The sequence below is a fragment of the Streptomyces kryoterrae genome, from assembly GCF_054072135.1.
The window spans coordinates 1,114,010-1,132,719 of the sequence record NZ_CM133358.1; the positions used below are offsets into that span (position 1 = coordinate 1,114,010).

The 18,710-nt window shown below is 66.0% G+C and carries 11 protein-coding genes and 6 pseudogenes; 14 read left to right on the plus strand and 3 right to left on the minus strand.

Annotated features, from left to right (window positions below):
* Nucleotides 1-102 precede the first annotated feature (102 nt).
* Nucleotides 103-2,169 (plus strand): Shedu anti-phage system protein SduA domain-containing protein, encoded by a 2,067-nt coding sequence (locus ACW4TU_RS04555; RefSeq protein WP_457424867.1) that lies wholly within the window; start codon nt 103-105, stop codon nt 2,167-2,169.
* 538 nt (nt 2,170-2,707) lie between these two features.
* Here ACW4TU_RS04555 and ACW4TU_RS04560 read toward each other — a convergent pair.
* Entirely contained in the window at nt 2,708-3,895 is a 1,188-nt protein-coding gene (locus tag ACW4TU_RS04560; protein ID WP_457424869.1) for an ABC transporter substrate-binding protein, read from the minus strand.
* A 543-nt stretch (nt 3,896-4,438) separates the two neighbouring features.
* Between ACW4TU_RS04560 and ACW4TU_RS04565 the strand changes: the two genes are divergently transcribed.
* From ACW4TU_RS04565 to ACW4TU_RS04590, 6 genes and pseudogenes are all read left to right on the plus strand, one after another.
* Nucleotides 4,439-5,482 (plus strand): LacI family DNA-binding transcriptional regulator, encoded by a 1,044-nt coding sequence (locus tag ACW4TU_RS04565; protein WP_457424871.1) that lies wholly within the window; start codon nt 4,439-4,441, stop codon nt 5,480-5,482.
* Between the two features lie 180 nt (nt 5,483-5,662).
* Nucleotides 5,663-5,842 (plus strand): annotated as a pseudogene (locus ACW4TU_RS04570) (glycoside hydrolase family 78 protein); the annotation flags it as partial.
* A 109-nt stretch (nt 5,843-5,951) separates the two neighbouring features.
* A pseudogene (locus ACW4TU_RS04575) lies at nt 5,952-6,107 on the plus strand (alpha-L-rhamnosidase C-terminal domain-containing protein); the annotation flags it as partial.
* Between the two features lie 139 nt (nt 6,108-6,246).
* Nucleotides 6,247-6,480 (plus strand): hypothetical protein, encoded by a 234-nt coding sequence (locus tag ACW4TU_RS04580; protein ID WP_457424873.1) that lies wholly within the window; start codon nt 6,247-6,249, stop codon nt 6,478-6,480.
* An 88-nt stretch (nt 6,481-6,568) separates the two neighbouring features.
* Nucleotides 6,569-9,850 carry a family 78 glycoside hydrolase catalytic domain gene (locus ACW4TU_RS04585; RefSeq protein ID WP_457424875.1) on the plus strand — a complete coding sequence of 1,094 codons (3,282 nt, stop codon included), beginning with the start codon at nt 6,569-6,571 and terminating at the stop codon, nt 9,848-9,850.
* 91 nt (nt 9,851-9,941) lie between these two features.
* A pseudogene (locus tag ACW4TU_RS04590) lies at nt 9,942-10,399 on the plus strand (alpha/beta hydrolase); the annotation flags it as partial.
* Nucleotides 10,400-10,473: 74 nt separating this feature from the next.
* Here the strand turns inward: ACW4TU_RS04590 and ACW4TU_RS04595 are convergent.
* On the minus strand, nt 10,474-10,716 hold the full coding sequence (locus tag ACW4TU_RS04595; protein WP_457430761.1) for a hypothetical protein: 243 nt from the start codon (nt 10,714-10,716) through the stop codon (nt 10,474-10,476).
* Between the two features lie 15 nt (nt 10,717-10,731).
* Between ACW4TU_RS04595 and ACW4TU_RS04600 the strand changes: the two are divergent.
* The 3 genes and pseudogenes from ACW4TU_RS04600 to ACW4TU_RS04610 form a co-directional block, all read left to right on the plus strand.
* A pseudogene (locus ACW4TU_RS04600) lies at nt 10,732-11,385 on the plus strand (metallophosphoesterase); the annotation flags it as partial.
* 1,430 nt (nt 11,386-12,815) lie between these two features.
* Entirely contained in the window at nt 12,816-12,986 is a 171-nt protein-coding gene (locus ACW4TU_RS04605; protein WP_457430704.1) for a helix-turn-helix domain-containing protein, read from the plus strand.
* A gap of 106 nt (nt 12,987-13,092) precedes the next feature.
* On the plus strand, nt 13,093-14,223 hold the full coding sequence (locus tag ACW4TU_RS04610; protein WP_457424877.1) for a tyrosine-type recombinase/integrase: 1,131 nt from the start codon (nt 13,093-13,095) through the stop codon (nt 14,221-14,223).
* Nucleotides 14,224-14,497: 274 nt separating this feature from the next.
* Here the strand turns inward: ACW4TU_RS04610 and ACW4TU_RS04615 are convergent, their stop codons facing one another.
* Nucleotides 14,498-15,628, minus strand: a complete 1,131-nt coding sequence (locus ACW4TU_RS04615; protein ID WP_457430706.1) for a tyrosine-type recombinase/integrase — start codon at nt 15,626-15,628, stop codon at nt 14,498-14,500.
* Between the two features lie 115 nt (nt 15,629-15,743).
* Here ACW4TU_RS04615 and ACW4TU_RS04620 point away from each other — a divergent pair.
* The 4 genes and pseudogenes from ACW4TU_RS04620 to ACW4TU_RS04635 form a co-directional block, all read left to right on the plus strand.
* Nucleotides 15,744-15,914, plus strand: a pseudogene (locus ACW4TU_RS04620) (pirin family protein); the annotation flags it as partial.
* Between the two features lie 112 nt (nt 15,915-16,026).
* Nucleotides 16,027-16,818: a class I SAM-dependent methyltransferase gene (locus ACW4TU_RS04625; protein ID WP_457430707.1), complete on the plus strand. Its 792-nt coding sequence runs from the start codon at nt 16,027-16,029 to the stop codon at nt 16,816-16,818.
* Nucleotides 16,819-17,544: 726 nt separating this feature from the next.
* Complete coding sequence (locus ACW4TU_RS04630) at nt 17,545-18,294, plus strand: transposase (protein WP_457424879.1); 750 nt, start codon at nt 17,545-17,547, stop codon at nt 18,292-18,294.
* A 25-nt stretch (nt 18,295-18,319) separates the two neighbouring features.
* Nucleotides 18,320-18,697 (plus strand): annotated as a pseudogene (locus ACW4TU_RS04635) (IS5/IS1182 family transposase); the annotation flags it as partial.
* Nucleotides 18,698-18,710 lie beyond the last annotated feature (13 nt).

Genomic DNA, 18,710 nt, shown 5'->3' on the forward strand with positions numbered 1-18,710 from the left:
CACTGCACTCGGTCGCAGCATCCGCGATGTTGCCACTGCGGTCAGAGACATTTGATGTTCAATCACCCACCACGTGAGGCGGAGTGCGTTCATCCTGGGGCCATGACGCAGTCCGCCGCCCCGGCATCACACAGCAATAGCACGCAGAGAATCACGACTCTCACGCGACGCGACATCGTCGACTACCTGACTGGTGAGGGTGGCCCCTGGTGGGGTCGGCTCGAAGAGATCGACTTCCTCAGATCCCTGTACGACCTCGACAGGCTTCCATCGACGGACTCCCGGTACACAACAGCACGAGAAGACATCATCAAGCACCGAGTCGACAACCCACTCGACTGGGAAGACAACTGGGTCTTCGAAAACCCCCACTTCCAACTCCACGACGGCCCTGACAAGGTTCTTCTCGCCTTCTTGGCGCGGTTCGTGCATCCCGAGGTGCAGCCCGACGTCGACCACGCATCCCAACGGGTCGCGAAGCTGAACCGTCTCCTCGGGCCGGACGGCTGGACGCTCCGCCCCTTCACGTTCATATCGGGGCGGCCGGTCTACGCCTCAGCTCCCGCGCCGGCCACCGGTCCGCTGGTCTCCGTGCCGCTCGATGACGACGACACCGGCAAACTCGACCTCGTCCTCGGACAGACCTACAGCCTCCTCGACCGCGACGGCGAGAAAATCGCCCGAGACCTGCTCCGCCCGACTGTCCTGACGCTGCGCCGTGACGGCGGCATCTACCACCCCATGCCCGGTGACGGATGGACGGACGCCACGTACGAGGCAGTCCTCACCGTGCCTTCCGTCCTCCTGCCGGCATTCACGGAGACCGTCATCAACGCAGTCTGGCCCCGACTGGAAGCCGTACTCACCCATCTCCAACGCGCAGACGTCCAGTCCCTCGTCGTCGAAGGCGACCTGGGCCCGCTGCCGGCCGTCTCACCGGACTGGAGGAGCCAGACCGCCGAGCCTGATCTCCCCGTCCTGCGGGGCTTCCGCATCGGCCTTCCGACCACAGAGTTCGATGTCACGGCGCAGGACTTCTCAGACCTTGAGATTCGCGACCAGGACCAAGGGCTCCCCTACTTCTACGACACCCGCGGAAGTCGCCTGATCACCGATTTCCTTCTGGATGACCGGCAGCGGGTGGCCACGTTGTGCAACGTGACCCTCATCAACAAGGACGGTGTCCTTTCACCCAGGATCAAGCTGTGGAAGAAGGACAAGAGCAAGGCTGCAAAGACGGCAGCCACGGAAACGATACCCGGCACCGAGGCCCCTCAGATCGTCAAGGCACTCGTCGACGCGAGTGACGCCCACGAGAGCTTCTGGAAGGTCATCCGCTTCCTCGAAAGCTGCATCGGGCTGGACATCCCTGACAGCAGCCTGCGGCTGGTCGTCGGCGACGAAGCAGAGTTGGCTCGCCTCCTGGCCGACCAGGACCGCACAACACTCCTCGAAGCCGTCAGAGCCGCCGTCGGCGGCGCCCTCACCGAAGAGGACATCCGACTGATCAGCAACCGCAAAGCCCAACTCCAAAGGTTCGACCGGTTGTTGAACGACGCGGATTTCTTCCAGCAGGGACGCGCTCAGGTGGCCGGGCCGGAAGCGGTCTGGCAGGGCTTCTTCGAAAAGAATCCCTGGATCTTCGGATACGGTCTCACCTTCGTTGCCTGTGGCCCCTACGACGACGGCAAGCTGGAACGCATCACGACCGGCGCGAACATCTTCGCCGGGGCGGGAAAGCGCAGTGACGCCGTCATGCGTTCCAAGGGCTTCATCAGCAGCCTGCTGTTCTGCGAGATCAAGACCCATCTGACATCCCTGCTGGCCAGCGCACCGTACCGGGCGCCGGACGTCTATCAGGTCTCCAAGGAAGTCGTCGGCGCCGTGGCGCAGGTACAGAAGACCGCCTACAAGGCCCAACAACTGGTCAACGGTCAACTGCACAGGCAGTTCCGGGACGACGGTGCCCCGACCGGCATCGAGGTCTCCACCGTCCGCCCGCGACAGGTGCTCGTCATCGGAAGCCTCAACGAGTTCACCGACGGCAGCGCGGCGAACCCCGAGAAGATGACTTCCTTCGAGCAGTACAGGCGATCCATCCAGGACGTCGAAGTCATCACGTTCGACGAGCTCTACGAACGGGCCTGCTTCATCGTGCAGGACAGATGAAGCACGACCGAACCGAGCCGGAAACTCCCGAGCTGAGAGCAGCCAGTCCGAACATCCCGGCTGGCCGCTCCCCCTCGCCAACCATCAGCGAGCGTCTCGGGCGACCCGCCGGCCGACCGTTGACCTCGATCACGCGGGGACCGCTCGCCGTCAGCCGCAGCTCGACTGAAGCACCCCCAGCTCAGACCCAGAGCCCGGACCGCGGCGGCCACGACCCCTTCAACAGACCGCTCGACCTACTCGGCATCGCCTGACACCTGCACGATCACCCGCAAGCAGGACTTTGAAACGACCCTGCCTCATGCCTCCCGCCTCGGACACGAGAAGACTCCGAGGGGGAAGCAGTACCTGCGTGTACTGCTTCGCCCGTACGAGCCGGTACCCAGCACGAGTTCATCAGCGCTCCCCTCCGCGAGCCAACAGCCCGCGGCTTCCCCGAGCCCAAGTGCTTCGAGTGCCGCGGGCGCCGTCGCCATCGAGGCTGACAGGTCCTTCGATGAGAAACCTGCCTCCTGGGCGGGTGCCGTGGCAAGCCTGGTCACGGGCCCTTCACCGGGGACAGGAACTCCAGTGCCGGGCTCTGGGCGCCGGCCGTGAAGTACGCGGCGACGTCCTTGGTGATCGTCGGCACGTCCGTCGGCAGGGTGCAGCCCTCGACCAGATAGGGCCCGGTCGGCGTCGACGCCTTCGCCTGGGAGGCACAGCCGGCCGGGCTCGCGGCGAACGCCAGGAACTTCTTGACCGCGGCGAGCTTGTCACCCGTGGTGGTCTTCGGGATGTACAGGGCGTTCGGGAACCACGCCGTCAGGCCGTTGTCGGCGGCGTCGTCACCCGGCAGCGCGAAGAAGCCGATGTCGTTGAGCTCATCCGGGTTGCTCGCCTTGATCGCGCCGATGACGGTGGAGAGCATCGGGTACTGGGCGCCCTTGCCGGTGGCCAGCATCTGCAGGCCCTTGACCAGCGTGGCCGACGCGTAGTCGGAATTCTGCAGCTTCAGGTCGTGGATCTGCCCCACGCGCTCGAAGCCCTTCACCGCGTTCACATCGGAGGCGAACTTCACCTTGTTCGCGGTGAACTTCTCCGCGAAGCCGGGTTCCACGGCGGACACGTTGTGGAAGTCACCCAGAACGAGAAGCTGCGAGGTCCAGGTGTCCTGGTAGGTCTGGATGACCGGAGCGATACCGGCAGCCTTGATCTTCTCGCTGTTGGCGATGAAGTCCGCCCAGGTCTTCGGCGCCGCCAGACCGAGCTTGGCGTAGACCTTCTTGTTGTAGAGGACACCGCCGCCCAGAGCCGAGCCGAAAGGCACACCGTAGGTCTGGCCGCCGACCGTGACCTGCGGGACGAAGGACTTGTCCAGGCTCTTCACGTACGAGTCCTGGGTGATCGGCGTGAGCGTCTTCGTCGGGTCGATCTGCTGGAACAGCGAACCGGTGTTGTACAGGAAGACGTCGGACATGCTGTCCGTCTGCAGCCGCGTCTTGATGAGGTTGTCGCCCTCTGTCCCGCCGGGACGCGTCTCCACACTGACCCTGACCTTCGGGTTCTTCGCCAGCTGCTTGGCCGCGTTCAGGTTGTCGGGCGCGTTGTCGACGAGCAACTTGATCGACGTCGCGGCGCCTTCGTTCCCACTGGACGAGCCGAGCGAGCCCGCGCTGCACGCACTCAACACGAGCGGCAGAACGGCGACTGCGGCTCTTCTCTTGGTGCGAGTGATGGACCTCATTGATGGTCCTTCGTTTCAAGCGGCGACTGAATCGTTTCAAACAGCAAGGTGTGATACCTCAAGGCAGCGCTGCGACGGACTGGTGACCCTGCGGCGCACATGAGCACCCACCCCCGCCGCCCATCCCCCACCCGCGCACACATCGGCCGCAGGGCGGTCGACGCGGAGGCGACGTGCCGGTTCATGGAGAACCTCCACCGGGTCGCGGCCGACTCGGACCGGCCTGAGGGAAAACGCGGGGACGGGGACGGGCTGGGTTTCCCGTCTTTCGGACGATTCCGATGCGGGAAAGCGGGACGACGATTCGGCTGCAGCTTCCGGGTCCTCCGGTTGCGGTCGGCACATCTGACACCCTGAGCGGCCAGGTTCTGACGCAGCCACCTGCCAGTGGGCTCGGTCATGCGATCCGTTTCATGTAACGTTCCACGAAACGGATGCCCCAAGGATCGAAGCGAACGTGCCCGAGTCGTCAAGTCATCCGCGAGTAACGTTCCGGAAACGCAAATCGGGCAGAGCGGTGCATGACAACGGAGGTGCGCACCAGTGCGACCGGCAAGCGGCTCGAAGAGGATCACCATCACGGACGTCGCCCGCACTGCGGGCGTGTCCACCTCCGCCGTGTCGAAGGTGCTGACCAACGCCTACGGCGTGAGCGCCGCGATGCGGGAGCGGGTGCAGTCGGCCGTGGTCGAACTGGGCTACCGCCCCCACGCCGCCGCCCGCGGCATGCGGGGCCGCACCTACACGATCGGCGTGCTGCTCGCGAGCGTCCGCAACGCCTTCTACGCCGACCTCCTGGACGGCGTGAACGCGACGCTGCGCGACACCGAGTACGCGGTGTTCATCGGCTCCAGCTGTTCCTCCGAGATGGAGGAACAGACCAAGCTGATCCACGCCATGGTGGACCGGCAGATGGACGGTCTGATCCTGGTCGCGCCCGCTGTGGCGCGTGCGGAGGTGGTGCGCATCGCCGCCGATGTGCCGACGGTGGTGGTCGGGCACCACGATCCCTCACCGGCGTACGACCGCGTAGTCAACCAGGACGGGGCCGGCGTCGACCTGATCGTCGACCACCTGGTCGCACTCGGACACCGAGACATAGCCCATGTGTCGCATCCGACGGTGCCCGGCAGCCAGTGGGAGCAGCGGCCCGAGCACCACGTACGTGCCGCCTACCGTGACGCGATGGCCCGGCACGGTCTGGCCGACCTGGCCCGGGTCGTGAACTCGGGGTACTCGGACGAGGGCGGCTACCGCGGCGCCATGGAACTGCTCACCTCCACGCGCCCGCCCACCGCGATCTTCGCCGGCGCCGACGTCGCCGCGACCGGCGTCTTCCGCGCCGCCGCCGAACTCGGCCTGCGCATCCCCGAGAACCTCTCCCTCACTGGATACGACAACACCTCCATCGCCGCCCTCACCCCCGTGAACCTGACCAGCGTGGACCAGGCGGGCGCCATCATGGGCGAGACCGCGGCCCGACTCCTGGTGGAGCGGATCGAGAAGCGGCGCGACCGCTCTGTCGTCATGGCCTCGACACCGCGCCTGGTGACACGCGGCAGCACCGCACTGCTGCTCGACGCCTGATCCGGTCGACACCCTCGCCTCTCACGTGCGGACCAGCGCCGAACGGGGTTCGGACTCGCGCCGGGGTGCCCGCCGGGAAATTTCTGGGTCTCTCCTCTTGACGTGCCGGACTTTTTCACCTCAGGGTTGAGTCGTTTCAAACGTAGAACGTGCCACACAATGCAGGGAGCACAGATCGGTATGAGCCTTGAGCGTCCGGAACCCGACACCACGGTGTTCTCCATCCGGTTCGAGCACCGGGAGGACGCACTCGGCGTCGGCACCCCGGAGCCCCGGCTGTCCTGGCAGGTGCGCACGAGCGACCCCGGGTGGGGGCAGACGGCGTACGAGGTGGAGCTGGACGGCGACACCGTCGTACGGGTCGGGTCGGACGAGCAGATCCTGGTGCCGTGGCCCTTCGAACCCCTACCTTCCCGTACGCCAGATGACTTCCTTCAACCACTACGCGCTCGGAGCGGTCGCCGACTGGATGCACCGCACGGTGGCCGGACTCGCCCCCGCGGCCCCCGGCTACCGGGAGTTCACCGTACGGCCGCTGCCGGACCGGGCACTCACCCATGCCTCCGCCCGGCACATCACTCCCTACGGGGAGGCGTCGGTGAGCTGGCGGCGCGACAACGGGCGCTTCCATCTGGAGGTGACCGTCCCCGTGGGGGCTCGGGCCACCGTTCACCTGCCCGGCGAGGGCTGGCCGGACCCTGACCGCGACGCACGGCAGACACTTCTGGACGACCGAGGATCCCTGCCCGCCGGCCCCGACCGCGGTGGCGACCGTACGGGACCTGATGGACGACCCCGGCCTGTGGGAGCGCACGGTCGGTGTCCTGGTCCGGAACGGCCTCGGCACGGATCCCGCCCGGCTGGCCCGGCGACTGGAACCGTATCTGGACGTGCCGGCGCGTGAGCTGCCCACGCTGGCCAACAAGGTCCTCTTCGAGGACGGCGGCGCCGGCGCCGCCGCCGACCTGGAGGCGCTGTTGAGCAGCGCCACGCACTGACCTCCACAACACACACCCGCACATCCGCACACCGTGCTTCGTGGCGCCACCAGCCGCGAGCACCTGGAACAGCTCACATGGGGATGCCATGCCGCGTAAACGCTCGTTTCTGTTCGTCCTCCTCAGAGGCCTTCTCGTGTTCGCCGTGGTCGGAGGCACAGCGGTCGTGCCCGCGTCCGCCTCTTCCGCCGCGTCGGGCGACGGGAAGTTCTCCGTGGAGACTCCGACCACCAACGGCCGGGTGAACCCCCTGGGCATCGGGGGTGAGGACCCGGTCTTCGGCTGGCAGTCGACGTCGGCCCGGCGGGCGACTTCGCAGAAGGCGTACGAGGTCCAGGTCGGACGCGCGCCGGGGTCCGCCGACGTGTGGAAGTCCGGCAAGGTCGTGTCCGACCGCCAGGTCGGCGTTCGGTACGGCGGGCCCGCCCTGAAGCCGGCCACCCGCTACTACTGGCGTGTACGGGCCTGGGACGACAGGAACGCCGCGAGCCCGTGGAGTGCTCCCGCGTCCTTCGAGACTGGCCTGCTGGACTCCGGCGACTGGGACGGCGCCCAGTGGATCACTCGTCCGGAGGCCGCGAGTCAGCCGGGCAAGTGGACCGACTACGTCGCCAAGGCCGATTTCAAGATCGACAGCGCCGCCCTCGGCATGTTCCTGCGCGCCTCCGACGCGAGCAACGGCTACATGTGGCAGTTCAACGTCACGGGCTCAACCCCGATGCTGAGACTGCACAAGCAGGTCCAGGGGAACTACAGCGTGCTGCAGGAGATTGATCTCGCGCCCTACGGCTTCACCAACGCGAGCCTCCTCACCGACCGGCACACCGTCCGCTTCGAGGTGGCGGGCACCACCATCACGACCACCCTCGACGGCAAGCTGGTCAACACCTTCACGGACACCACGTTCAGCAAGGGCTACTTCGGTTTCCGCACCCACGGATGCTGCGGCGAGCAGGGAACCGTCTACGACGCCGTCGTGACCGGCGCCGACGGCGGCACGCTGCTCGACACCGATTTCGCCGCCGACAGAAACCCGTTCACCGGCGGTGAGATCGTCGGCTCCGCCCTCGTGGTGTCCGGCACCACGGACGCCCTCAGCGGCCCCGCGGTCCGGCCGCTGCCCCTGCTGCGTAAGGGCTTCGCGACCAAGGCCGGCAAGAAGATCGCCTCCGCACGCGTCTACGCGTCGGCGCTCGGCGTCTACGAGCTGGAGATCAACGGCAAGCCGGTCGGCGACCAGGTGCTCGCCCCGGGCTGGACGAACTACCGCAAGCGCATCCAGTCCCAGACGTACGACGTGACGAAGCTGCTCGCCCGTGGCGACAACGCGATCGGCGCGTCCCTGGCGAACGGCTGGTGGGCCGGCAAGGTCGGCATCGGCTGGAGCCGCCAGTACGGGGACACCCCCGCTCTCGTGGCGAAGGTCCGCATCACCTACACCGACGGCTCGGTCCAGTGGATCGCCACGGACGACTCGTGGAAGGCGGCCGGCGGCCCCTACGTCAAGGCCGACCTGCAGGACGGCGAGACCTACGACGCCGGTCTGAAGCCTTCGGGCTGGAGCCGGCCCGGATTCGACGACGCGGCATGGGAGCCCGCCACGAGCCTGGAGTCCCGGAGCGCCCTCCTGGTCCCGCAGAGCGACGAGCCGGTGCGCGCGACCCAGGTGCTCAAGGCCCGCACGATGACCGAGCCCACCCCCGGCGCCTACGTGTACGACCTCGGGCAGAACATGGTCGGGGTGTCCCGGCTGACCCTCACCGGCTCCGCCGGCCAGACGGTCAGGATCCGCTATGCGGAGGTGCTCAACAAGAACGGCACCCTCTACACCGACAACTTCCGCAGCGCCCGGGTCACCGACCGCTACACCTTCGCCAAGACCGGAACGGCGACCTACGAACCCACCTTCACCCAGCACGGATTCCGCTACATCGAGATCACCGGCGTGAGCGAGCCCTCCGCGCTCTCCGACGTCAAGGGCGTCGTGTGGGGCTCCGACCTCCCGTCCACCGGCACCCTGAAGACCTCGGACACCATGCTGAACCAGCTGGTCAGCAACATCTCCTGGAGCCAGCGGGGCAACTTCCTCTCCATCCCCACCGACACCCCCGCCCGCGACGAACGCCTGGGCTGGACCGGAGACATCAGCCTGTTCGCGCCGACGGCCAACTACCTCGTCGACACCCGCGCGTTCCTGTCCCACTGGATGGCGGACGTGCGCAACTCCCAATACGCCAACGGTGATCTGCCCGCCGTCGTCCCGACCCCGCAGGGCCAGTTCGGCGACAGCGGTGTCGGCTGGTCCGACGTGATGATCACCGTGCCGTACTCCGTGTGGCGTTCCTACGACGACACCCGCATCCTGCGGGAGAACTACCCCGCCATGCAGAAGTTCTTCCAGTTCGTGCGCGACAGCGCCGGACCGGACCTTCTCGAACCCGGCCGCACCACGTTCTTCACCAACGACTGGCTGCACCTGGACGACCCGACCGAGCAGGGCATCCTGGGCACGGCCTACTACGCCGAGAACGCCCGCATGATGGCGGAGACGGCCAAGGCTCTCGGCGACGACGCGGCGGCGTCCGAATACGCCAAGCTCTCCGCCGACATCCGCACCGCCTTCACCAGCGCCTACGTCGCCGCCGACGGCACGGTCAAGGGCAACTCCCAGACCGGGTACGCCATGGCTCTCGGCATGAACCTCGTCTCCGACCCGGCACTGGTCGAGAAGACCGGCGAGAAGTTCGTCGCCAAACTCGCGCTGACCGACTACCACCTGCGCACCGGCTTCATCGGCACACCGCTGCTGCTGCCCGCGCTGAGCAGGATCGGCCGGGCCGACCTCGCCTACAAGATGCTGCTCCACAAGGACTACCCGTCCTGGGGCTACGAGGTCGCCAGCGGTGCCACCACCATGTGGGAGCGGTGGAACTCGATCATGCCCAATGGCGACTTCGGGCCGGTCGACATGAACTCCTTCAACCACTACGCCTACGGCGCCGTGGGTGACTGGATGTTCCAGAACATCGGCGGCCTCTCCGCGATCGAAGCCGGCTACAAGCGTTCCCGGATCGCACCGGTGCCCGGCGGAAACCTGACCGAGGGCTCCGGAAGTCTCAAGACCGTCTACGGCGCTCTCTCCTCGAAGTGGAGCACCCGCGACGGCGCTCTCGACCTGAAGGTGACCGTGCCGGTCAACACCGTCGCCGAGGTCCACGTGCCGTCCGAGACCCGCCGGGCGGTCACCGAGGGCGGCGGACCGGTCGAGAAGGCGAAGGGAGTCCGGTTCCTCCGGATGGAGAACGGGGCCGCCGTGTTCGAGGTCGGGTCGGGCACCTACCGCTTCGGCGTCCACAGCGCTCACAAGTAGACCGCTGCGGCGTGAGGTCCCCCAGGGACCTCACGCCGCTGTGGAAGCGGGCGACCTGGCCGTGGTCAGCGCCTACTGCTCTCCCCCACCGGCCAGGTCGAGGTCCGAGATCGGCGGCGACGCCGAGCGGATCGTCATCGCGGGAGCCAGTGCGGGCGACGGCCAGGTCGCGGCGCTGGCCCTGCTGACCCGCTGGACGACCCCAATGACACGGTGTCCAGCCACCAGATGGCGGGCCTGTGCGTGTGGGATCACGCCTCCAACGAGATGGGCTGGACCTCGCTGCTCGGCGACCGGCGCAGCGGCCCGAACGTACCCGCCTACGCCGCCCGAGCCCGGGCCGAAGACCTGTCCGGGCTCCCTCCGGCCTTCCTGGACGTCGGCTCCGCGGCGACCTTCCGGGATGAGACCGTCGCGTACGCCTCGTGGATCTGGCAGGACGGCGGGATCGCCGAACTCCACGTGTGGCCCGGCGGTTTCCACGGCTCCGACATGATGGCACCGCAGGCCGAGGTGTCAGGCGATCCAGGCGGCACGACTGCGGGCTGGGCCGGCTGCTCGGGGAGTGAGGAAACGTGCGGATCACCGCACCATGAGCGGATGCGGGAGCTTGCCGGGCACCCTCAGAGGAAGGAGGAAAGACCGTCGAGGAGCCTGTCCACGTCATCGGCGGTGTTGTACGGCGCCAGGCCCACGCGCAGGACGGGATCCTGCAACTTCAGGGCGGCGAAGGGCTCGTACGCGTAGAACGACCCGGCGGGGGCCAGGACGTCGCGTGCGGCCAGGTGCACCTGGGCCTCGCGGGCGTCGCGGCCTTCGAGGGTCATCAGGAGGGTCGGGGTACGGTCGGCCGCCTTCGAGTGCACGGTGACGAGATCACTCGCTGGTCGGAGCGGGTATGCGAGACGGTGAACACCCTGGAAGCCGACCTGGTGTGCCACACCGGCGACATCGCGGACGGCACGGCCGAACGCCGCCGCGCCCAGGCCGTCCCACTCGGTACCGTGCAGGCCAGCCGGGCCCGGGTCTACGTCACCGGCAACCACGAGTACTACAGCGAAGCCCAGGGCTGGGTCGACCTGATGGACGAGCTGGGCTGGGAGCCGCTGCGCAACCGCCATCTGCTGCTCGAACACGGAGGCGACACCCTCGTGGTCGCCGGCGTGGACGACGTCACCGCCGAGTCCTCCGGCCTGCCAGGCCACCGCGCCCACCTCTCCGGAGCCCTGAACGGCGCCGACCCCGACCTGCCCGTCCTGCTCCTGGCCCACCAGCCCAAGTTCGTCGACCGGGCCGCAGCCGACGGCATCGACCTCCAACTCTCCGGCCACACCCACGGCGGCCAGATCTGGCCCTTCCACCACCTGGTCCGCATCGACCAGCCCGCCGTCGCCGGCCTCAGCCACCACGGCACCCGCACCCTCCTCTACACCAGCCGCAGCACCGGCTTCTGGGGCCCGCCGTTCCGCGTCTTCGCCCCCAGCGAGATCACCCTGCTCGTACTCCGCTCCCCACAGCGGCCCACCACGCCGTAGCACTGGGCGGGCCGGCACATCCGCTTGGAGCAGTCCACGAGCCCAGAGGTACGGCGTCGGCAGATGACCAGTCCCGTCTCGCTGAGGACAAGATCCGGACCCTTCCCGGGCCGACGGCTCCAACGAGCCATACGTGGCCACGTTCTACGCAGGTCAGCGACGCGTGACGCCTGCACCACCAGCAGACGAAGAACCTGCTGGGTCCCTCCCTTCCGCAGCCAACTGCGTTGCATACTCGAAACTCCTGCCGCAAGCCAGCTGGCCAATGGCGGGAAAGCAAGGCTGGCACATCCAGAATGAGGGGTGCTCCGCAGAGAGTCTCGGTGCCGTGTGTAGTCGTGACCCTTGCGGGGTGGCGATCTTCTGGCGAAGTGGGTCGGGACCACAGCTCCGGCCGCTGTGCCCACCAGTCGGTGCGAGTCGCCTCCGTCGTCCCACAGACAGCAGCGCACGGACCCGTTGGCTTCAGAAGCCGTATCTCAACCGATCATAAAACGTGCAGGTCGAACAGGGTTCCTGGTCGGGTGATCTTCTGGCTGTTCGCGCATGAGGGCAGGGCCTCTCGGTAGCTCGGGGATGCGAATCTGACCGAGCGATGTCGGGAGGCCCTCGCCACTGATGGCCGAATCATCCAAGTGGCCTGGGGCGAGCGCGAGGTGGCCGCCGACTGGCACTCAGTTCCTTCCTGGATGAGTGCGGTGCACCGCAGCAACGCGCACGTGTGGCGCCACATCCGGCTGCTCGGGGCAGATCAACGTAGCGCAGAGCGCTAACGGCTGTACTCCACCGGACCGCCAGTGCTGGCTGGGCAACGGTTTGAAATGGTTGCGGTTCCCGCCCCTGCGGGGCCAGTTGCCTCACCTTCGCGAACCCTCCCTGGCCGAGTAGCTTGAGAAATGTCTGCAATGCGTTCTCATTCGGCTGTTCTCGCCACCGGTAGCGCCGACTGACTACACCGTTGCCCCGGGCGTGTATCCACCGCCGCCGGTTGCGGCAAGAGAAAAGGAGAGGCCTGCACCGACGGCCACTTCGCCATCCCGTGACAGAGCTTCATTGACCGACTCCCGCGACATCGAGTTGGCCCACCATCAGCGGCGGGGACAACGTTCTTGCAGTCGGTGCGTGCCGCCGGGCCGTACACCGACAGGGATGGCCCCAACATGCAAAGCTTCATCACCTACCGCCTCGCTGGAGTCGTGCGGGTCAACAGCACTGATCCACACCCCGATGGGCAACGCCTCCACAGCTCCTCAGAGCTGCCAAAAGCCGCTTTCAGGACTTGAGCGGCCCGCACTGTAGCGCGTATTCGCCGGTTACCCAAACCGGCGATCGTCCAGACCATTGAACCATCCACACGCAGCTGCCGACGAGATCGAAGTGCAACCGCTGAATACATTGCAACGCCTTAAGGAACCATGCCAGCACAGTTCATGACCATCCAGGAAACAGCAGAATATCTAAATGTGTCCACTTCATGGGTATACAGAAATGCCACCCACTCAGGACTCTCTCCCTACAGATTTGGAGCGGGACGCAACGCCAAGATTCGATTCAAAGTGTCAGAAGTCGAAGCGTGGGTTAAACAACAGCGCACTCTGTAGCAAAGAGCCAAGTGTCGATGCACATCTAGTCGGCACAATCTGGCCGTAGACGTTACAATTTTCGTGATCGGGTATTTAATCTATGTCTCGTGCGTTGGTCCGTGGGATGGGTTCATTTTTCAAAACATGTGAGCATCCGCAGTCACGGTGGTCGAAGTGCCCTCACCTCTACAAGATCCGGTACCGGTCGGCCGCCGGGAAGCAGGTGCAGGAGTCAGGGTTCGCAACCCAGGACAAGGCCATCGGGCGTTTGACACAGATCTACAACGAGAAGAAGGAGGCCGGTCCGCGAGCCAAATCCAAGGCGGAGCGAGTCGCTGCCTACGGGGCAATGCGCTTCGAAAAGTACGCCACCGAATGGAAGGCGGCACAGCGAGACTTGGCCCCAGCCTCAGTGCGCCACCTGGACTCCCTGCTGCAGCACCACCTTTTCCCCGCGCTGGGCAGCCGGCGGATAGACACGTTCGACCACAAGGTCGTCGAGGAGTTCATCCAGACCCTGGAACGGCGCGGCGTCGGCTTGGCCACCCAGTCCAACGCCTTCGACAAGCTCAAAGCCATCCTGCTCGACGCCCACCGACTGGGCCTGTTCGACGAGAGCCCCCTCAGGGGCGTCAAGGCCCCGCAGTACAACCCCAAGCGCGCGGTCATTCCCTCACCAGAGCAGTTGCGTCTGATACGCACAGCAGGCGATGACGTGTTCGCGTTGATCGTCAGCCTGATGAGCGGCTGCGGTCTCCGCAACGGCGAGGCAGCCGCAGTCAACCTCCGCAACATCGTGGCCGACGACGTCTACCGGATCACAGAACAGGTAAACCAGACGACCGGCGAGTACGCCTCCCTCAAACACCGCAAGCCGAACGACTACCGCGATGTTCCCCTGCCTGCCCGGGTCAGAGAAACCATTGAGTGGTACGCGGACAAACACGGCACCGTCGGCGGCTACCTGCTGCGCCACCCGAACGATTCGTCTCGGACGTTCCCGTCCTACTGCCTCAGCAACCAATGGCGACGCATCAAGGAGAAGGGACGAGCAGAGATCCCCCAGGGGATGGTGATCTATGGCTTCCGGCACTTCTTCGCTTCCAACTGCCTCAGCCACGGCGTACCCATCACCGACGTGGCTGAGTGGATGGGGCACAAGAATATCGACATCACCTTCAAGATCTACCGGCACCTCATGCCCGGCTCGATCAGTACAGCCGCCAGTGTCCTCAATCTGGACCTCGTCGCGTAGCTGTCAACCCATGCCTGAGGCAGATCGATGATCCGCCTGCCCCGCACCCGTAACGTCCTGTCACGGGACGCCACAGACGTAGTGGGCCCGGTCACCTCGGAGTGCACGGCCAGATCAACCGGCGCCGCTATCCAAGTTCTTCAGTGACCAGCCGAAGCCTAGCGACCTGTTCGATCCGCAACACCAGCCATCTGGACGGCACGTCGCAACGGGGCGACGGCCGCCCGATGCAGCACAAGCATCCGGCATTGCTGCTTCCGCCGTCCGTGGACCTTCACTCAGCCGCAAGGTTGAGGTTGAGGATTTTGGCTGCTGAGCTGATCGAGCCGGGCATGAGGTGGCGATAGACCTTGAAGGTGATGTCGAGGCTCTTGTGCCCCATCCACTCGGCAACGTCTGTGATCGGAATCCCGCTGTTCAGGCAGTTCGACGCGAAGAAATGGCGGTTCCCGTAGAGCACCATCCCTTCCGGAATGTCCACAACGCCCGCCGCCTTGATCCGCCGCCACTGATTGTCCATCCCGTGATGCGGATACGGCTTGCTGACATCGGTGGGCTGACGCAGCAGGTAACCATCGATGGTCCCATATTTTTGGGCGTACCACTCAATCGTCTCCCGGACCCGAGCCGGCAAAGGAACGTCTCGGTATTCTCCCGGCTTCCGGTGCTTGAGCGGCCCGTACTGCCGGGTGGACATGATGGTCTGCTCGGCAACCCGATACACGTCATCGGCCACTATGCTCTTGAGGTTCACTGCCGCCGCCTCACCGTTCCGCAGGCCACAGCCGCTCATCAAATCGACGATCAACGTGAACGCGTCATCGCCTGCGGCCCGTATCCCCCGCAACTGTTCCGGAGAGGGAATCACGGCCCGTGCAGGGTTGTACTGCGGCGGCTTGACGCCGGCCACGGGGTTCTCGGGATAGAGGCCCAGCCGATACGCGTCAAGGAGGACCGCTCGCAGCTTGTCGAAGGCGTTGGACTGGGTTGCCAGACCGGCGCCTTTGCGCTCCATGGTGCGGATGAAGCCGTCAACCACCTTGAGGTCGAAGGAGTTCATCCGCCGGCTGCCGAGCGCCGGATAAAGGTGGTGCTTCAAGAGCGAGTCGAGGTGCCCTACCGAGGTGACAGCCAGGTGCCGCTGCCCGGCCTTCCACTCCTCCACGTACTCCTCGAATGACATCTCCCCGTACGTCCGGATGCGCTCCGCCTTCGACTGAGACTGCGGGGCCGCCTTCTTCTCGTTGTAGATCTCCAACAAACGCCCGATGGCCCCGTCCTGGGTCTCGAACCCAGACTCCTCCGCCTGACTCCCGGTCGTCGACCGATACCGGATCTTGTACGGGTGACGGCACTTCGACCACCTCGACCGCGTATGCTCGCACTCCTTGAAGAACGACCCCATCCCACGGGCCAACGAATCCCGGGCCACGGTCAACCAACTCCTCGCGACTGATGCTGACGGTTTGCTGACCAGCAGCCGTCCCGAAGGTCGTTGACCTGCGGAAACAGTGGCGACGCTCGATATGTGGTGGAACTTCGTCGGCCGCACTCAGGAGGAGATCGTGCAGGCGCGCGACGACTGGGCGAAGGGAACCCGGTTCGGCGAGGTGAAGGGCTACGACGGCGATCCTCTCCGTGCGCCGTCTCTGCCCGAGACACCGCTGAAACCACGGGGAAGGGTGCGCTGACCAGGGGAAACCCGAGCCGGCGGTCCCGGGCGTCCGGGACCGGCTGTCAGCCTGTGCAGTTACCAGGATCTTTCGCAGCGCCGCGCCTCGGATGCTGCCCAGGGAGTTGAACGTGCAGGACATTGTTGTCGACCCCGTTGCCCACAATCGGGCAGCCTGGGACAGGTATGCCCAAGAGGGCAACGAGTGGTCGAGGCCGGTGAGTGCTGAGGACGTCGAGCGCGCCCGCATGGGCGACTGGTCGATTGTTCTCATCGGACGTGAGCCAGTAGACCGCTCCTGGCTGCCGACGGACCTGACCGGCAAGGACGTGTTGTGCCTGGCCTCCGGTGGTGGCCAGCAGGGTCCGATCCTCGCCGCCGCAGGGGCGCGGGTCACCGTATTCGACAACTCACCACGCCAGCTCGGCCAGGACCAGATGGTGGCGGCGCGCGACGGACTCGAGCTGCGCACCGTCCTGGGCGACATGCGCGACCTCAGGGCCTTCGGCGACGCAGCATTCGACGTCGTACTCCATCCGGTCTCCAACCTGTTCGTACCGGACTTGGCACCGGTGTGGCGCGAGTGCTTCCGCGTCCTGCGACCGGGCGGAACTCTGCTCGTGGGCTTCCTCAACCCTGATGTGTACTTGTTCGACCACGAGGCGCTCGACGAGCGCGGCGAGCTGATCGTCGTGCACAAGCTGCCCTACAGCGATGTCACGCAGTACTCCGCCGAGGAACGCGCCACGAAGTTCGGCGCGGATGCCCCTCTTGAATACAGCCACACCCTCACCGACCAGATCGGCGGGCAACTCGCCGCGGGGTTCGTCCTCACCGGCTTCGCGGAAGCGCCGCACCAATCCAACGCATCTGCTCAATACATGTCGCACTATTTTGCGACACTGGCGGTCAAGCCGGGCTGACCCAGCCGCGGGACCGGCCCAGACGGCATAGTGGCATTAGCGGTGACTGTCACAGTGGCTTGCGGGATGGCTTCCTGCGCTGGGGAGTTTACGCCCACCGCCGGAAGAGCAAGAAATCCCACCGCAAAGGTAGCGAGACCCACAAACGAACTCACAAGTGCCGAGAACCCAACCAAATCTGCGCGTTGTCGTGGCGCTGGCTGTGCGGGGGCTGGTGGCGCGGATGGTTGGGGTGGCGTCGCAGGTGGACTTGGAGAAGGGGGTTCTGGCAACGAATCCGACATGTCAATCGCCTCGCTGACGAGCTTCCAGGTTGCTCCTTCTCCTGGAGTCTAGCGATCTCGGATCGTCTCCTCCGGGGCTTCACGTAAGTGGAATGGGCATCGCCGTACTTCCGCCGGCGCAGATTGGAAAAGTTGTCCCCAATGAGCCAGGTTCGCTCATTATCGATCCAGTGAGCCTTTCCCGGTAAGCGCCCGTCGCTCGTTGTGATCGCGATGCTGGCGCTGCGGCCCCGTGCGGTCCTCAAGTCCGTGCAGGCGTAAGGCCCCTGGTAGGAACGATCTTGCGAAGGAAAGATCCGACCGAGGGGCCTCACGTGTCGATCAGTGAGCTCTTTCAGAGTGGCCACTGATCGGGTGACGACGTCGACGTCCGCAACGGACAAGGCCCCTATGCCGTTGAGGGAGGTGTTCGACGTCTCAACTCATCGGCGCAGGAGCCTTGTTGGTTGCCTATCCTGCCGCACTCGACCTGCCTCATGCCCTGGTCGAGTGGGTCACCATGATCATCGTCACCCGTGAGGGTGACCGACGTTGCAAGCTCCCACCGCACCAACGTGCCCTCGTCGGCCTGGTGTACCTACGCAAGCACGACACCCTCGCCCAACTCGCGGCCGGCTTCGGCATCTCCGTCGGCACCGCCCACTCCTACACGACAGCCGTCATCGACCTGCTCGCCGACCGCGCACCCGGGCTTCTGCGAAGCCTGCGCGAAGCCGACCCCGACTACGTCCTGCTGGACGGCACCCTCACGGAGTGCGACCGGGTAGGCGACAGTCGGGCCGACTTCTCCCAAAAACACCGACGTCACGGCGTGAACGTGCAGGTGGTGACCGATTCAGCCGGACGACTGCTGTGGATCTCGCCCGCACTGCCCGGCCGCGCGCACGACCTGACCGCGGCCCGCACTCACCGGATCATCCGAATCTGCGAACGCCAGGGCATCCCGATCCTCGCCGACCGCGCCTACATCGGAGCCGGCCCATGGGTGACCACACCACGCAGGCGCCCACCCGGCCGCGATCTCACACCCACCCAGCAAACCGTCAACCGCGCACTGTCGGCGGCACGCGCACCGGTCGAGCGAGGCGTCGCACGGTTGAAGTCCTGGCGCATCTTCCGCAAAGCTCGGTGCAGCCCGAACCGAATGTCGTCAATCGCAGCCGCCGTCCTCACCCTGGAGCGGCACCGCTGAAACGCTCAGTGTCACATATACCGCCGTGCTTGATGTGAAGCGGTCCACCGCCGAGCACCTGGCCCGGCTGCTGCGCGATCACCGCATCGTGGCCGGAACCCGCAAGGGGCGGCGTGCGCTGGGCTGCTTCCGGCAGGCGGTGTTCATCCTGCGCTGGTTCCTCGACGGCACCCGGCTTTCCCAACTTGCCTGCGACAACGGCCTGTCGGCCTCCACCGCCTACCGTTACCTTCACGAGGGGCTGACCGTTCTGGCGGCCGGAGCACCGGACCTCGCGACCGCGCTGGAGCGCGCGAAGGCGGCCGGGCTGACACATCTGAACCTCGACGGTACGGTCATCCGCACCGACCGCGTCGCCGCCCCGGGCCCCAACGGCGCAGACCTGTGGTGGTCCGGAAAACACCAACGCCGGTAAG

What these genes read in the sequence shown, in the direction of transcription:
- ACW4TU_RS04615 (WP_457430706.1), bottom strand. Translation starts at nt 15,628, where the DNA reads ATGGGGTCGTTCTTCAAGGAGTGCGAGCATACGCGGTCGAGGTGGTCG.
- ACW4TU_RS04555 (WP_457424867.1), top strand. Translation starts at nt 103, where the DNA reads ATGACGCAGTCCGCCGCCCCGGCATCACACAGCAATAGCACGCAGAGA.
- ACW4TU_RS04585 (WP_457424875.1), top strand. Translation starts at nt 6,569, where the DNA reads ATGCCGCGTAAACGCTCGTTTCTGTTCGTCCTCCTCAGAGGCCTTCTC.
- ACW4TU_RS04560 (WP_457424869.1), bottom strand. Translation starts at nt 3,895, where the DNA reads ATGAGGTCCATCACTCGCACCAAGAGAAGAGCCGCAGTCGCCGTTCTG.
- ACW4TU_RS04605 (WP_457430704.1), top strand. Translation starts at nt 12,816, where the DNA reads ATGACCATCCAGGAAACAGCAGAATATCTAAATGTGTCCACTTCATGG.
- ACW4TU_RS04610 (WP_457424877.1), top strand. Translation starts at nt 13,093, where the DNA reads ATGGGTTCATTTTTCAAAACATGTGAGCATCCGCAGTCACGGTGGTCG.